This is a genomic window from Streptomyces sp. NPDC046876 (assembly GCF_040645035.1).
In the GTDB taxonomy this organism is placed as follows: domain Bacteria; phylum Actinomycetota; class Actinomycetes; order Streptomycetales; family Streptomycetaceae; genus Streptomyces.
Genome location: NZ_JBEYXK010000050.1, coordinates 16,448 through 31,519, shown reverse-complemented (window position 1 = coordinate 31,519; position 15,072 = coordinate 16,448). Strand labels below are relative to the sequence as shown.

General features: G+C 72.8%; 13 protein-coding genes. 7 read left to right on the top strand and 6 right to left on the bottom strand.

Going from position 1 to position 15,072, the window contains the following annotated elements; genetic code table 11:
- Nucleotides 1-33: 33 nt before the first annotated feature.
- Genes ABZ924_RS23985 through ABZ924_RS23970 form a run of 4 tightly spaced genes read left to right on the top strand, consistent with a single transcriptional unit; the run spans nucleotide 34 to nucleotide 3,040 of the window.
- Complete coding sequence (locus ABZ924_RS23985) at nucleotides 34-909, top strand: diiron oxygenase (RefSeq protein ID WP_361913326.1); 876 nt, start codon at nucleotides 34-36, stop codon at nucleotides 907-909.
- Nucleotides 896-1,174, top strand: a complete 279-nt coding sequence (locus tag ABZ924_RS23980; RefSeq protein ID WP_361913323.1) for a phosphopantetheine-binding protein — start codon at nucleotides 896-898, stop codon at nucleotides 1,172-1,174. Before ABZ924_RS23985 ends, ABZ924_RS23980 begins: the two co-directional genes overlap by 14 nt.
- Nucleotides 1,161-2,039: an aminoacyl--tRNA ligase-related protein gene (locus ABZ924_RS23975; RefSeq protein WP_361913320.1), complete on the top strand. Its 879-nt coding sequence runs from the start codon at nucleotides 1,161-1,163 to the stop codon at nucleotides 2,037-2,039. Before ABZ924_RS23980 ends, ABZ924_RS23975 begins: the two co-directional genes overlap by 14 nt.
- Nucleotides 2,036-3,040 (top strand): agmatine deiminase family protein, encoded by a 1,005-nt coding sequence (locus ABZ924_RS23970; RefSeq protein WP_361913317.1) that lies wholly within the window; start codon nucleotides 2,036-2,038, stop codon nucleotides 3,038-3,040. The genes ABZ924_RS23975 and ABZ924_RS23970 overlap by 4 nt, the downstream gene beginning before the upstream one ends.
- Nucleotides 3,041-3,113: 73 nt before the next feature.
- Here ABZ924_RS23970 and ABZ924_RS23965 read toward each other — a convergent pair whose 3' ends face one another.
- Together ABZ924_RS23965 and ABZ924_RS23960 are read right to left on the bottom strand one after the other, a co-directional pair.
- Nucleotides 3,114-3,599 carry a VTT domain-containing protein gene (locus tag ABZ924_RS23965; RefSeq protein WP_361913314.1) on the bottom strand — a complete coding sequence of 162 codons (486 nt, stop codon included), beginning with the start codon at nucleotides 3,597-3,599 and terminating at the stop codon, nucleotides 3,114-3,116.
- Between the two features lie 210 nt (nucleotides 3,600-3,809).
- Nucleotides 3,810-5,765 carry an amino acid transporter gene (locus ABZ924_RS23960; RefSeq protein WP_361913311.1) on the bottom strand — a complete coding sequence of 652 codons (1,956 nt, stop codon included), beginning with the start codon at nucleotides 5,763-5,765 and terminating at the stop codon, nucleotides 3,810-3,812.
- A 306-nt stretch (nucleotides 5,766-6,071) separates the two neighbouring features.
- Here ABZ924_RS23960 and ABZ924_RS23955 point away from each other — a divergent pair, with 306 nt between their 5' ends.
- A complete protein-coding gene (locus ABZ924_RS23955; RefSeq protein ID WP_361913308.1) occupies nucleotides 6,072-7,577 on the top strand; it encodes an amino acid permease in 1,506 nt (501 codons plus the stop codon).
- 13 nt (nucleotides 7,578-7,590) lie between these two features.
- On the opposite strand, the gene ABZ924_RS23950 is transcribed toward ABZ924_RS23955, so the two are convergent.
- From ABZ924_RS23950 to ABZ924_RS23940, 3 genes are all read right to left on the bottom strand, one after another.
- Nucleotides 7,591-9,450, bottom strand: a complete 1,860-nt coding sequence (locus ABZ924_RS23950; protein ID WP_361913305.1) for a potassium transporter TrkA — start codon at nucleotides 9,448-9,450, stop codon at nucleotides 7,591-7,593.
- Between the two features lie 114 nt (nucleotides 9,451-9,564).
- Nucleotides 9,565-10,284, bottom strand: a complete 720-nt coding sequence (locus tag ABZ924_RS23945; RefSeq protein ID WP_361913302.1) for a sigma-70 family RNA polymerase sigma factor — start codon at nucleotides 10,282-10,284, stop codon at nucleotides 9,565-9,567.
- Nucleotides 10,285-10,429: 145 nt separating this feature from the next.
- Nucleotides 10,430-11,260, bottom strand: a complete 831-nt coding sequence (locus ABZ924_RS23940) for a hypothetical protein (protein ID WP_361913299.1) — start codon at nucleotides 11,258-11,260, stop codon at nucleotides 10,430-10,432.
- Nucleotides 11,261-11,516: 256 nt separating this feature from the next.
- Between ABZ924_RS23940 and ABZ924_RS23935 the strand changes: the two genes are divergently transcribed.
- Both ABZ924_RS23935 and ABZ924_RS23930 read left to right on the top strand, forming a co-directional pair.
- The gene (locus ABZ924_RS23935) at nucleotides 11,517-12,734 is read left to right on the top strand and encodes an MFS transporter (protein WP_361913297.1); all 1,218 of its coding nucleotides are present in this window, start codon (nucleotides 11,517-11,519) and stop codon (nucleotides 12,732-12,734) included.
- Nucleotides 12,731-13,819, top strand: coding sequence for a sugar ABC transporter permease (locus ABZ924_RS23930; protein WP_361913294.1), 1,089 nt, complete (start codon nucleotides 12,731-12,733; stop codon nucleotides 13,817-13,819). Before ABZ924_RS23935 ends, ABZ924_RS23930 begins: the two co-directional genes overlap by 4 nt.
- On the opposite strand, the gene ABZ924_RS23925 is transcribed toward ABZ924_RS23930, so the two are convergent.
- On the bottom strand, nucleotides 13,806-14,996 hold the full coding sequence (locus ABZ924_RS23925; RefSeq protein ID WP_361913291.1) for an acyl-CoA dehydrogenase family protein: 1,191 nt from the start codon (nucleotides 14,994-14,996) through the stop codon (nucleotides 13,806-13,808). The genes ABZ924_RS23930 and ABZ924_RS23925 overlap by 14 nt on opposite strands.
- Nucleotides 14,997-15,072 lie beyond the last annotated feature (76 nt).

Below are 15,072 nucleotides of genomic sequence, written 5' to 3'. Positions count from 1 at the left end.
CGTACCAGTACCCACCCGAAAGAACGCAGCACCATGGACGATTCCGGCTTCAGCACCATGCTCGCGCGCCTCTCCGAGAAGTCGCGTGACGAGTACTACAACCCGTACACCAAGTTCACCTGGCCCGACACCGTGCCCGAGGACCAGTGGTGGATGAACCCCGACTACCTCACCGTCTCCGGCACCGGCCTGATCGATGACGACAAGACGCTGAAGGCACTGGCCCGCTACGAGACGGTCAACTTCTTCAGCCTGCACGTCCACGGCATCCGCGAGCTGATGATCGAGGTCGCGAAGCGCATCCACACGCCCGACTTCGCCGAGTACAACGAGTACCTGCACCACTTCATCGGCGAAGAGAACGCCCACATGTGGTTCTTCGCAGAGTTCTGCCACCGCTACACCGGCGGCATCTACCCGGAGGCCGCCTCCCCGCTCCGCCGCGAGGGCTTCGGGAACCTGTGGGACGACGTGATCGTCTTCTCCCGGATCCTGATCTTCGAGGAGATCTTCGACTACTACAACAGCCGCATGGGCAAGGACCCGCTGATCCCGGACATCCTCCGCGAGATCCACGCGGCACACCACCACGACGAGAGCCGCCACGTCGCCTTCGGCAAGCAGCTCGTCAAGCGCCTCTACGACCGGGCCCTGGCCGCCGACCCGGACCGCCGCGAGGAGATCGAGAAGTACGTCAAGGACTACATGACGTACTCCGTGCGCAGCCTCTACAACCCGCAGATCTTCCGGGACTGCGGTGTCGCGAACCCCCTCGCGGTCCGGCGCGAGGCCCTGTCGCACCCGGTGCGCGAGGCGTTCCACGTCAAGCTCATGGCCCGGGTCGACCGGTTCTTCGTCGCCAGTGAGATCTTCAGCACCTCTTGGGGGACCGACCATGTCAGCGCGTGAGAACACGACCGCGGCGCACCCGTCCATGGACACCGTCCTCGCCTTCCTCCGCAAGCTCAACGCCTCCGTCGACACCATCGCCTGGGACCGCGACCTCATCGAGGCCCGGATCCTCGACTCGCTGGCCTTCGTCGAGTTCCTCCTGCTCATCGAGGAACTGACCGGCGAGCCCGTCGACCTGGCCACGACGGACGTCAACAACTTCCGCACGCTGGAGCGCATCAACGCGCTGCTCACGGAAGGTGCAGGCCATGCACACGCCTGACCACCCGGGCCTGCGCGCCCCCGTCGACGTCACCGGCGGCCTCGTCACGCTCGGCCCCGAGGCCGTCCGCCTCCGGGCCGCGCTCGACGGCGTGTTCACCGGCTGGGCCGCCGCGGCCGGCGCCGCCCAGGTCCTCTACCCGCCGCTGATCCCGGTCGCCGACCTGGCGCGCTTCGACTACTTCACCAACTTCCCGCACCTCGTGCTCGCCGCGGCAGCGGTCAACACGGACGCGATCGCCGACCTGCCCACGCACCCCGCGGAGCCCGGCACCACCCTCGGCGGCCACCAGCTCGCCGAGGCCGGCCTGGTCCTGCCCTCGGCCGCCTGCTACAACGCCTACCTGTCCCTGGCGGGCAGCCGGCTCGACGAGCCGGTCCGGTTCACCACCATCGCGCAGTGCTTCCGGCGCGAGACGCACTACGAGGGCCTGCGCCGCCTGCACGGCTTCACGATGCGCGAGATCATCGCCGTCGGCGACGCGGAGACGGTCAAGGGCCACCTCACCGCCCACAAGGGCCTCGTCCTCGACTTCGCGGCCCACCTGGGCATCGAGCTCACGACCGAGGTCGCCACGGACCCGTTCTTCGACGCCAACGGCTCACGGGCCGTGATGCAGCGGCTCTTCCCCACCAAGGAGGAGTTCGTCGCCGACGGCGGCCTCGCGATCGCCTCCGTCAACTACCACCGCAACTTCTTCGGCGAGCGCGCCGGCATCACGTACGCGGGCGAAGAGGCCCACACCTCCTGCGTGGCCTTCGGCATGGAGCGGTGGCTGCACGTCCTCGCCGAGCGCTTCGCCGGCGACTGGACCGCCGCCGAGGAGGCCGTGGCGTCCTTCCCCCTTCCGGAGGGGACGCCATGACCGGCTACCTGATGCCGGCCGAGTGGGAACCCCACGAGGCCTGCATGCTGGCCTGGCCGCCGCACGAGTCGCTGTGGGGCGACAGCTTCGGCTCCGTCGAGCGGGAGTACGCGGAGGTCGTCCGGGCCATCGCGGCGTTCGAGCCGGTGATCGTGCTCGTCCTGCCCGGCCGGGCCGAGCGCGTGCGGGCCCTGTGCGAGGTCGACGTCACCATCGTGGAAGTACCCATGGACGACGCCTGGCTCCGCGCGACCGGACCCATCGTGGTCCACGGCCCGCAGGGCCGGGTCGGCGTGGACTTCCGCTACAACTCCTTCGGCGAACGGTTCCACCCGTACGCCCAGGACGACAGGATCACCGAGCGCCTGCTCCCCGTCCTGGGCCTCGAGCGGCGGGCGACCATGACGGTGCTCGAAGGCGGAGCCATCAGCGTGGACGGCGAAGGCACCCTGATCGCCACCGAGCAGTGCGTCCTGAACGCCAACCGCAACCCTCGGCTCGGCCGGGCCGACGTCGAGGCCGAGTTCGAGGCCCTGCTCGGCGCCACCAAGGTGATCTGGCTGCCGTACGGCCACCTCGCCGGCGACACCGACGGACACGTCGACCACGTGTGCCAGTTCATCGGGCCCGGCCGCGTCCTGGTGGAGGCGTGCGGTGACCCCGCGCGCCCCGACCACGCCCGTCTCAAGGCCAACCGCGCCGTCCTGGAAGCCGCCACCGACGCGGCCGGCCGGAGCCTGGAGATCCTCGAACTGCCCCCGCAGCAGCCCGTACGCGTCCACGGCCAGGACGCCGTCGTGAACTACATGAACTTCTACATCGCCAACGGCGGGGTGATCATGCCGCTGGCCGGCACGGGCAGGGACGCCGAGGCCCTGGAAGCGGCCGCCAAGGCCTTCCCGCACCACCGCGTGGTAGGCGTCGAGGCCGCCACCCTGGCCACCGGCGATGCAGGAATCCACTGCATCACCCAACAACTCCCGTCCCCCCGAAAGGGGTAACCACCCGAGACCGGCCCACGCCGGCTCTGCCCCACCGGGAAGGCAGAGCCGGCACAGGCCTGTCCACCGTCCCTCACGATTCCTCGGCCACGGTGTCACCGGGGGACAGTGCGGCAGCCCTCCTGCGGCGGTACACCACCACCCCGCACCCGACCAGGGCGAGAACGACCACGCCGGACACCCCGACGGCCGTCCGCTCGGCGAACAGCCTCCCCAGCACTTCGAACACGCCGAGCCCCGCGGTCGCGTAGATCAGCGCCCAGGCCGCTCCGCCCAGGAACAGGGCGGGGAGGTAGCGCGACAACGGCATCCGCATGCTGCCCGCGATGAAATTGGCGGCGGTCTGGAAACCGACGGTCAGGAAGGAGACGGCCACCACCGGCGCGCCCCACCGCTGGATCGCCCGCTCGGCGCGCCGGAACTTCGCCGAGGAGGTCCGCTCGGCGAACCTGCTGCGCCGGGCACCGGCGCCCGCGAGCCACCCGACTGCGAACGTCCCTCCGGCGCGGAGCAGGACGATGAAGTACAGGGCCCCGGCAGTGAGCACGATCCTATCCACGACGCCTCGTCCCGAGCACCGGGCCGGAACCCGGGACACCCGTCACCGGCATCGGCGTGCGGCCCCAGCCGGGCGCACGACGTACATGAGCGCGCTCACGGTCTCTCACCTGCGCCTGCCTCTGCCCGTTCCGTCCTATGGGTGCCACCGGCGCCACCGGGACCCGAACCTGCCCGCCCGCACGCCAAGCAAGGCAAGCCTAACCGAGGCTCAGCCGACGTGGACGCGGGGGCGGCGGTCGCGGTCGGGTTCGGCTTCGCGCAGGACCTCGCGGGTGACCGGGGCGATCTCGCCCTGGCCGAAGAGGAAGAAGCGGAGGAAGTTGGCGAACGGATTGCCCTCGGTCCACTCGAAGTAGATGTGCGGGCGGACGCCCGTGAGGTCGCGGGCGTGCAGGAGGAGGGCTGCGAGGGCGTTGGGGACCGAAGAGCTCTCCACGGTGAGCACGCGGAAGCGGTCGTGGAGGACCTCGCCGCGGACGGTCAGCCCGGCCTCGAACTCGGACGGGTCGGTGACCGTCACCTCGACGAAGACGAAGTCCTCCGTCGAGGGAATGTCGTTGTCGGCGCGGATCTGCTCGCTCTTCTCGCGGTACTCGGCCACGTCCCGCTGGTCCGGCTCGTTGGCGATGAACCGGGGCGTACGGCGGGCGATGTCCTGGACGAACCGCTCGGCCATGTCGTCGAGCTCGACGTGCGTGACGCGCAGCTCGAAGGCGCGGCCGAGGCGCGACAGGAGCGAGACGAGGATGATGCCCGCGATGAAGCAGGCGCCGATCTTCACGCCGTCCGGGCGCTCGATGACGTTGACCACGGTGGTGTAGAGGAAGACGGCGGAGATGACGCCGAACCCGATCGACCAGCCCCGCTGCCCGGCCTTGCGGGCCGAGATGGTCACGGCGATGGCGGCCGAGCAGATGAGCACCAGGACACCGGTTGCGTACGCGCCGCCCTGGGCGTCGACGTCGGCGTCGAAGATCCACGTCACCAGGAAGGCGACGAGGGTGAAGACGATGACCATGGGGCGTACGGCCCGGGCCCAGTGGGGGGCCATGCCGTACTTGGGCAGGTAGCGCGGCATCAGGTTGAGCAGTCCGGCCATGGCGGAGGCGCCGGCGAACCACAGGATGCAGATGGTCGAGACGTCGTAGACGGTGCCGAAGGTGTTGCCGAGGTATTCGTGGGCCAGGTACGCGAGCGCGCGGCCGTTGGCCTTGCCGCCGGACTCGAACTCCTGGTGCGGGATGAGGACGGTGGTGATGAAGCTCGTGGAGATCAGGAACACGCTCATGATCAGGGCGGCCGTGGTCAGGAGCTTCCTGGTGTCCCGGATCCGGCCGGCGGGGCTGGTCTCGCTGTCCCCGGGCTCTCCCTTCACGTGCGGCATCACCGCCACGCCCGTCTCGAAGCCGGACAGACCGAGCGCCAGCTTGGGGAAGACGAGCAGCGCGACACCGATCATGACGAACACGTTGCCGTGCTCGGCGGTCAGGGCGGCCGCCCAGTCGGTGACGACGTGGCCCGCGGTGATCACGTGCCACAGGCCGTTGACCACGACGACCACGTTCAGCGCGAGGTAGATCCCGACGAGCGCCACGGCGACGCCGATCGCCTCCAGGAAGCCCTTCAGGAACACCGCGCCGAGCAGGGCGACCAGGATGAGGGTGATCAGCACCTGTTTGTCGTGCAGGGCCGACTCCAGGTGCGGGTTCTCCACCAGGTGGGTCGATGCGTCGGCGGCCGACAGGGTGATGGTGATCAGGAAGTCGGTCGCGGCGAAGCCCAGCAGCGTGAGGACGAAGAGCTTGCCCTTCCAGAAGGAGAGCAGCCGCGAGAGCATGGCGATCGAACCCTCGCCGTGCGGACTCTCCTGCGCCACCCGGCGGTACACGGGCAGCGCCCCCGCCAGCGTGACGATCACGAGCACGATCGTGGCGACGGGGGAGAGCAGCCCGGCGGCCAGCGCGGCGATACCGGGCTGGTAGCCGAGGGTCGAGAAGTAGTCGACACCGGTCAGGCACATCACCCGGTACCAGGGCTGGCCCTCGTGGCCGGTTGCGGGCTCCGCTTCCTTCGGCCGGGACGGCTGGCCCTTGCCCATGTCGGACAGCCCTTCCAGCATCCACGCACGGAGCCTGCTGCTCCGTGTGTCGGTCGTGGTGGCCATGGGTGCTCCTGGGCTGCTCGCTGACGGTGGAAATCCGGCCGTTCTCGTACGGCCGAGCCAGCGTAAGCAGGCCGGATCGCGCGAGCCGCGGCGAGAGCGTCAGGAAAGCGTCAAGATCCGCCCTTCGGAGGGTCGCGTTCCTCACATCGGCCACGACGGCCACGGACACGGCTGCCTCCGGCCGCGTCCATTCGGGCGGTCGGTCGTGTACGTCGGCCGCCGGGGCATGGGGCGGCGCCCGGGAAGAGGACACTGGGCGGGGCCCTGCCGCTGCCCACGGAACCGGAGCGGCCGAGGAGAGGCGAGGTGGCCGACGTGGCGCAGGCTCCGACGGACCCCCGGAACGGCGAGGGCGGCGACGGCGGCGCGGACGACGCGGATTCCGTCGAGCTCGGGGGCTACCGCCAGGAGCTGAAGCGGAGCCTCGGCTCCTTCCAGGTGTTCGCGATCTCGTTCGCCTTCATCTCGGTCGCGGTCGGCATCTTCGGGACGTACGACGACGTGCTGAGGACCGCCGGGCCGGTCGGGATCTGGCTGTGGCCGGTCGCGGGTGCGGGCCAGATCCTGGTGGCTCTGGTGGTCGCGCAGTTCGCGGCCCGCATTCCGCTCAGCGGCTCCTCGTACCAGTGGGCCTCGCGGCTGGCCACCCCGAAGGTCGGCTGGGGCTTCGGCTGGCTCTCCTTCTGCTTCCTGGCGGTCGCCGTGGTGGCCATCGACAATGCGCTGGCGAGCCAGGCGTTCATGCCGCTCGTCGGGATGGGGCCCGACGAGGACGCCGCACGGGTGATCACGCTCGTGGTGCTGCTCGTCCAGACCGTGCTCGCCATCGTCTCCACCCGCATCGTCAGCATCATCAACACGGCGGCCGTCGGGGTGGAAGTGGCCCTGGTCGTGGTGGTGTCGATCGCGCTGGCCGTCGCCGTGCTGGTGACCGGGGACGGAGCGGCGGGCAACCTCACCTCGCGCGGGATCGCCGCGCACGCCCCCGACTACTTCGCCGTCGGCGGCGGCCTCATGCTCGCCATGATCATGGGCCTGGCCACTCTGGTCGGCTTCGACTCCGCGGCGAACCTGGCAGAAGAGGCCAAGGACGCGCACCGCACCGTTCCGCGCGCGATCGTGGGATCGGTCGTGGCGGCCGCGGTCCTCGGCATGCTGTTCCTGATCGCGCTCACCGTCGCGATCGAGGACGTTCCCCGGATCTCCGCCAGCGGCTCACCGGTCGCGGCGATCATGCGGGACCAGCTCGGTCCGGTCATGGAGCGGGTGCTGCTGGTCGCCATCACGTTCGCGTTCTTCGGCGCCGGGGTCGTGGCGATGGCGGCGTGCGCGCGCCTCGTCTTCGCGATGGCGCGCGACGGGCGCTTCCCGGCCCACCGGCTGATGCGGCGGGTCAGCCCGCGGACGCGGACGCCGGTCCCGGCGACCGTCCTGATCTTCGTGCTCGGGGTGGTCCTGATGGTCGCGCTGCCGGGCGCCGCGCTGCTGGAGCTGATCACGGCATCGACGATCCTCCCGGCGCTCATCTACGGCGCGACGATCATCCTCTACCTGGCGGTGCGCGGGCGGCTGGACCGCAAGAAGGGCGCGTTCGACCTCGGACGTCTCGAGCTGCCGGTCGCGGTCTCGGCGCTGGTGTGGACGCTCGTCGCGCTGTTCGTGCTGGTCTCCCCGAGGGAGGCCCTGGTCTCCGTCGTGGTCGTGGCCGGTCTCCTCCTGGTGGGCGGGGTGTTCTTCCTCGTCATGCTGACGGTGGACCGCGAGGTGCTGGAGACCGAGCCGGGAGAGATGAGCGAGGTCTTCCGTCCCTGACCCGGGGGCAGGGTCAGTTCTCGGCCAGGACGATGACGTGGTCGGCTTCGTCCAGGGTCAGCGGCAGGGTCCTGGACGGGTTCAGGCGGACGCCGTAGCGCGGGGCCCTGTCGCCGTCGCCGGCGATCCGGTAGCCGATCGCGGTCTCGCCCCGGCGCCGGGCGGCCTCCACGACGGTGGCGAAGTTCGCCTCGGTCCCCGTACGCAGGTAGTCGCCGGCGGGCTTGAGGTAGATCTCGGATCCGGCGGGGTCGAAGAGGTCGGCGAGGACCGCGTGCAGGTCGCCGTTCTCGGCGAGTTGGGTCAGCAGCAGGCAGATCAGCTTGGTGCTGACGATGAAGTCGTCGGCCTTGGTGACCTGGGCCACCTCCCGGTTGCTGTCGTCGTTCATCTCCGTGACGATCGAGTACGGGTCGCCGAGGCTGACCTCGATGTCGCGCAGGTGCAGGAGCGTCACCAGGGTCCGGTCGTCGGCGAGGTCCGGGTCGATGCTCTCGTCCGAGAGGACGATGATGTGCTGGTACGTGCCGAGGTCCAGCGCTTCGAGCGACCGCCGGACGGTCGGGTCGCAGGCCTTGTACCCCACCGTGAGGTTGTCGCGTCCGGCCTCCAGGGCCTCGTCCGGGCGGCGGGGCGCGGCGACGTCGATGATCGAGCCCGGCCTGACCAGCTGGTCCAGCAGCCTGATGATCTTCGGCGCGCGGGAGTTCCAGCCGATCATCAGGGTCCGGTCCGGGACCGCCCGCCGGCTCGGTGTGGAGACCACCGCCGCGTCGACGACGGCGGGCGTGTCGTCGGTCAGCTTGATGAGGAGGTCGTCCTCCGCGATCACGATCATGCTGTCGTCGGGGCCGATCGGTGTGTCCATCGCGGGGTTGACCAGCGTCCGGCCGTCCGGGCCCTGCACCCCGATGGGGACGCCCAGTTCGTAGCGGTCGAGGGCCTCGCCGTACGTGCAGCCGGCCAGCGCCGGCTCGCGGCGTATGTAGATCTCGTTGCCGAAGAAGCTGAGCAGTTCGTCGCACACGGTGGACAGGCCGGTCTGCCGGTGCGACTGCACGACGAGCCGTACGGCGAAGTCGTCGGCGTCGATGACCAGGCCGGTGTCGCCGGCCGCGAGGCGGGCCACCGCGAGGTTGTCGGAATCCTGCACCGCGGCCACGACGTGGGGCCGGGTGCCGGTCCACACCCGGTTGTTCAGCAGGAGCAGCGTCTTGATGACGTTGGTGTCGCGGTCGTCGCCCACCGGGGGCAGCACCATGATCGCTTTGGCGGTGTCGGGGCTCACCAGCTCCAGGTCGTCCCGTTTGAGCGGGTTGCCCGAGCGGCAGATGATGCGGGTCTGACCGGTGTCGGGCACGCGCAGGCGGAGCTGCTCCTCCATGTCGACCTTGTCCCGGTCGGCGAGGACGACCACGCAGGACCTGCGCTCGCTCTGGTTGGCCTCGACCAGCTCGGCGACCACCGTGAACACCTGCTCCGACCAGCCGAGCAGGATGGTGTGGCCGCGTTCGATGATGCGCGAACGGCCCTTGCGCAGCCGCTGGATCCTGGCGTCGAGCCCGGTGGTCAGCACGCCGATGAGCGCGCTGACGATGAAGATCCCGCCGAGGGTGGCGGCCAGCATCAGCGCGAGGAACACCGGGCCGCCGGTGTCACCGCCCATGGTGCCGGGGTCGAGCGTGCGCAGCATGCTCATCCAGGCCACGCCGGCCCAGCCGCCGTTGGCCTCGGTGTCCTCCTCGGTGAGCAGCACCACCAGGGCGGTGATCACGGTGATCAGGGAGACCGAGGCGAGGGCCAGCCACGCCATGAGCGCGGAGACGCCCCGGTCCATGGTGGCGTCGAACCAATACCGCAGCCGGTCCCACACCTTCGCAAGCCCCCTGTTTGCCCCACCGTCCGCCCCGCGCAGACGGAACGGATCATCCCACGGGGCGGAGCGGCGGCGCGCCCCGGCACCGCCGCCCCTGACGTCGCGGCCGAGTCAGGCGGGTGTGGCCGCGAGGCGGTGTCCGCGGGAGGTGCGGGGTGCTCTCCCGGCGCTCCGGCCCTGCCGGGGAGGGGTGCCGGTGCCGGGCCCGTCCGGGGCCGGATCCGGCTCGGGGGCCGTCAGGACGGCCACGAGCGCGAGGCGGGCCCGGGCCACGCGGGAGCGGACGGTGCCCACCGGGCAGCCGGCCGCGGTCGCCGCCTCGGCGTAGTTCAGACCCAGCAACTGCGTGAGGACGAATGCCTCCCGCCGTTCGGCCGGTATGCCGGCCAGGAGTTCCGCCAGGGCGATGCCGTCCTCGAAGCCGGGGACGCCGTACGGCTGGCTCTGCTCCGCCGCCGTCTGCCAGTCGTGCCGGCTCGACAGGCGGGGGCGGGCGGCGGCGTGGCGGAGGCTGTCCACCACGGTGCGGCGGGCGATCGACAGCAGCCAGGTCCGGGCCGAGGAGCGGCCCTCGAACCGGGGCAGGGCGGCCAGCGCGCGCAGGAAGACGTCCTGGGTGAGGTCGTCGGCGGCCTGCGGGTCGGCGCTGAGGTAGGCCACGTAGCGCCACACATCGCGGTGGAGTGCGCGCACGAAGCGGTCGGCCTTGGCCGGGTCGCCGTCGCGGGCTTCGAGGGCCAGCCGGGTCACGTCCGCGTCGGAGTCCGGGGTGTGCCGGGACGACGGCGTGCGGCCGGCAGGACGGAGCTGGGTGGGCAGGGCAGGAGTCATCGCCACAAGGTCCTTACGGGCAAAAGGAGTTCCGGTCCCGCGTACGGCGGGGCCGGTGAAGGGGGGTACGGCCTGCCGGAGGGCATGGCCGATGCCCGAGGCGCGACGGAGCGGAGCCGTCAGCGTGCGCTCGGGGAGCCGGCTGTCACAGGACAGCGGTTCCCGTCGGCGGACCCCGTGAGGTGAGGGCGTGGACGAGGAGGAACGTCCGCAGCGTCCGGTCGCGGCGGGTCCGCCGGACGTGGACGCGGGGGCGGTGCGGTGTCGGCGCGAGGAGGCCGAACAGCACGCGCAGGGGCGCCCAGAGCCGTCCGGCGAGGGCGCGCAGGGCGCGGAAGGCGGCCTGCTCCGCGTAGGCGAGCCAGAGCCCGCACAGCACGGCGGCGAGCAGGTGCGCGGCCAGCATCCCCGTCGGCGACATGCCGGCCATGGCCCCCGCCATACCGGTTGGGCCCGCCATACCGGCCGGGCCCGGCATGCCGGCCATGCCCACCGCATCGGCCATGCCGGCCGTGTCGTGGCCGGACGCCATGGACGCCGTGGAGCCCATGGAGGCCATGTCGTTCAGGGCGTGGTGCGCGTGGGCGCCCACGGCGGTGGTGCCGGGCGGCGGCCGGTCCACGAGCGTGCCGAGTCCCGCCCCGTCGAGGATCCTCCGGGCCTCGCCGCCGGACGTCCCGGCTCCCGCGCCTGCGCCGCAGGTGAGGTACGCGGCCCACTGCCGGGCGAAGGAGGTCCCGGCCCGCAGGGACGGGTGGAGCAGCGACTGGACCAGGGAGAACGCACCGTGGAGGACGGCCTGTACGGCCACCGTCGCGGTGGTGACGGCGAACAGCCCGCGTTCGCGGCCCGCCAGGGCCCAGGCCGCTGCCGCGGTCCCGGCCCAGGCCGGGGGCAGCGCCCACCAGGGCACGGCCGTACCCGACATCAGGAGGTGGCCGGTGGCCGCGAGCAGCACACAGACGACTGCGAACATCGCAGCCCGTGCGGCTCTCGAACAGTGGCCCGGCTTCATGGCGCGTTCATCTTCGCACCGGGTCTGCGCGCCGGGCAGGGGGGTGCGCACTTCATGACAAGTCCTCATGTCCGGTAAGCGTTCGCCGACTTGGCGTGACAGGCTCCTGCTGCGATGTGGCGCACGGCACAGCCCGAAGACGGGAACCGCAGGGCCCGGCCGTCCGACTGACTGGCGAGTCGGGCGGGTTGTGCACCCTCCGGGAAGGGAGACCCCTGTGGCAGCACAGTTGACGGCGGCGCCGCCGCGTTCGGCGGGCCGGTCGGACCGGTGGCTGACCGCGCTCCTCACCTGCGCCATGGCGTTCTCGATGCTGCAGCTGTTCCTGCTCGGGGCGCTGGGGCCACGACTGGTGGCCGACCCGGGCGTCTCGCCGGGGGTGCTGGGGCTGACGACCACGACCGGTTTCGCCGTGGCCGCCCTCCTGTCCCCGGCGGGCGGCCGGATCGTGGACCGGATCGGCCCGCGGCGCTCCCTGGTCCTGCTGCTGCTCCTCTCCGCAGCCGCCCTCGCCCTCATCGGGGCAGCACCGGGCGCCGGCCTGCTGCTCGGCGCGGTCGCGCTGGGCGGCGTACCGCAGGCCCTCGCCAACCCCGCCACCAACAAGGCGGTCCTGGCCGCCGTACCGGCTGCCCGGCGCGGCGCGGTGACCGGCCTGAAGCAGTCCGGGGTGCAGCTCGGAGCCTTCGCGGCCGGGCTGCCGCTCACGGCCCTGGCCGGCGCCGCCGGGTGGCGGGCCGCGGTGTGGACGGCCTCCGGCGGTGCGCTGCTCGCGGCCCTCTGGGCGCTGCGGTCCCTGCCGGCCGATGCGCCGCCGGCCCCGCCCCCCTCCCGGACGGTGCTCGCCGCGCGGGGCATGGTGGCCTGGCTGGCCGCCTTCTCGCTCTTCCTCGGCGCCGGCATCGCGTCGATCAACACGTACCTGGCCCTCTACGGCGTGCAGCGGCTGGGCCTCGGCCCGACCGCGGCCGGCGCGCTCGTGGCCGTCCTCGGCGCGGCGGGGATCGCCGGCCGGGTGGGCTGGTCCGGAGCGGCCCGCCCGGGGCGCGCCGAACGGCTCCCGGCGCGGCTCGCCTGCGGGGCCGTGGGGGCGGCCGTGCTGCTGGGAGCTGCGCAGCAGGCGGGACCCCTGGTGTGGGCGGGGGCGGTGGCGGTGGGCGTGTTCGCCGTGTCCGGCAACGCCGTGTCCATGGTGCTGGTCCTGCAGCGGGCCGCGCCGGGGCGGGCCGGGCAGGATTCGGCTCTGGTCGCGGCGGGGTTCTTCGCCGGATTCGCCGTGGGGCCGCCCGCGTTCGGGCTGCTGGCCGGGCAGGGCCGGTACGGGGCCGGGTGGCTGCTGGTGGCGGCGGAGTTCACCGCGGCGGCGGCGGTCGCGTTCCTGTGGGCCCGGCGGGACCGGCGCAGCCGCGCCGAGCAGGGGGAGGCCGGCGAGTGAGCCGCGGCGACCGGGCCGGCCGCGCCCTGGCGGCCGTGCTGGAACGGGCCGCGGTGACCGCGGCGCAGGTGGGCTCCCGTTTCCCGCTGTACGCCGATCCCGCGGACGGGACGTGGACGACGACCGGCCGCGGCTCGTGGGCCGGCGGCTTCTGGGCCGGACTGCTGTGGCTGCGGGCCCGCCACACCGGGGAGGAGGCCGACCGGCGCGCCGCCGCCGCGTGCACGGCCCGCCTCGCGCCCTGGACGGAGGCCGACACCGCGACCCGCGGCCTGATCTTCTGGTACGCGACCGCTCTGGCCGAGGACGACGGCGAAGCCGCCGCACTGCGGGCGCAGGCCGCCAAGGCCTGCCTCGCGGCCCACGACCCCGTGACCGGGATCGTCCCCTGGGGCGACGCCTTCGGCGGGCCCCGGATGCTGGCCCGCGTGGACGGCGTACCCGGGACGGTGCCCCTGCTGGCCGAGGCCGGCCCCGCCGGGGCGGCCGTCGCGGCCGCACATCTGCACCGGCACCTCGACCTCTGCCTGGGCCGGCCGGGCCGACGGCAGCCGCCCGCCTGGCGGTTCGACGGCTGGGACGGAAGCTGGCAGCCGTGCGAGGAGCCGCGGCCCGGATGGAGCCGCGGCTCCGCCTGGCTGCTCCTCGCGGTCGCGGACGCCCTCCTGGACCCGCGGGTCGCCGTACACGGGCGGCAACGGCTCATCGACGCCGCCGGACAACTGCTGGCGCAGGAGGGGGTGTTGAGCGGGGACCGGCTGGTTCCCCCGGCCGGAGCCCACGATCCGGACGGCCCGCTCGACTCCTCGGCCGCCGCGATCGGCGCGGTGGCCCTGCTGAAGCTCGCCCGCGTGCCCGCGGCGTGGTCGACGGCCTGCTCCCGCCGGGGTGCCGCGGTCCTGAGCCGACTGGCCGGGGCCCATCTGACGGGCCCGGGCGGCCGCCGCCCGGCAGGCATGCTGCTGGACGGCTGCTACGACGCCGACAAGGGCCTGGCCGTGCGGCACGAGCTGATCTGGGGCGACTTCTTCCTGGCCCTGGGACTGGCGTCGCTGACCGGACTCGTCGACCTCACCCGCTTGTAGCGCCGGTCCGGGCCCCCGGCTCGTAGCCGCGCAGGACCCTGCGGGCGACGGAGGTGATGTGGAGTTCGTCGGGGCCGTCCAGGATGCGGGCGGCCCGCCCGCCGCGGAAGAGGCCCGGCAGCGGGGTGTCCGGGCCGAGCCCCGCCGCGCCGTGGACCTGGATGGCGGAGTCGGTGACCTGCTGGAGCATGCGCGCGGCGGCCACCTTGGCGAGCCCCACCTCGGTGCGGGCGTCCTGCCCGGCGGCGATCAGCGCCACCGCCTCGTGCACCAGGGGCCGGGTGGTGCGCAGGGCGAGCAGGGCGTCGAAGACGTGCTGCTGGACGAGCTGGTGCTCGGCGAGCGGACCGCGGGAGCCGTGGCGCTCGGCGGCCCGCGCACACATCAGGTCGAAGGCCCGGCGGGCCTGGCCGAGCCAGCGCAGGCAGCGCAGGGTGCGGCCGAGGGCCAGCCGTTCGCCCGCGACGGACAGGGCTTCCCCGGGGGCGCCGATCAGATGGTCGCCGGGCACGCCGACCCGGTCGAGTTCGATCTCGTACTGGCCCGCCGCACCGAGGACCGGGAGCTCGCGGACGACCCGGAAGCCGGGGGCGCCGGTGGGGACGAGGAACAGGGAGAGCCCCTCGCGGTCCCCGGGCCGGCCGCCGGTGCGGGCCAGTACCGTCACCAGGTCGGCGGCGGCCGCGCCGGAGGTGAACCACTTGCGGCCGGTGATCCGCCAGCTGCCGTCTGGCAGGAGCTCGGCCCGGGTGCCGGTCGAGAGGGGATCGGTGCCGGGGGCGTCCGGCTCGGTCATCGCGTAGCAGGTGCGCATCGTGCCGGCGACCAGCGGCGCCAGGTACTCCTCGCGGACGCGGTCCGTGGCGTGCCGCTCCAGCATCGTGACGTCGAGGTACGGGGCCGAGCCCAGTGCGGCGGGCCCGTGGTCGCTGGCGCCCTCGGCCTCCGCCAGCTGCGCGTACGCGGCGAACGACAGCCCTCCGCCGCCCCGTTCGGCCGGAAGGGGCAGGGCCCATAGCCCCTCCTCCCGGGCCCGGTCGCGCAGTTCGGCCAGGGCGGCCGCGGCCGCCGGGCCGCCGGCGTCGAGCACCGGCTCGTACGGGACCACCCGCGTGCGGACGAACCGGTCGACCCGGTCCCTCAACTCCGCCGTCCCGGTCAACTCCGCCACCGTCACTGCGTTCCTCCTTGTTCCCGGGAGTCTCCCGGCGAGGCCGAAATGGGAGTCCTCCGGCGGTCCCGCGAGCTCCCGG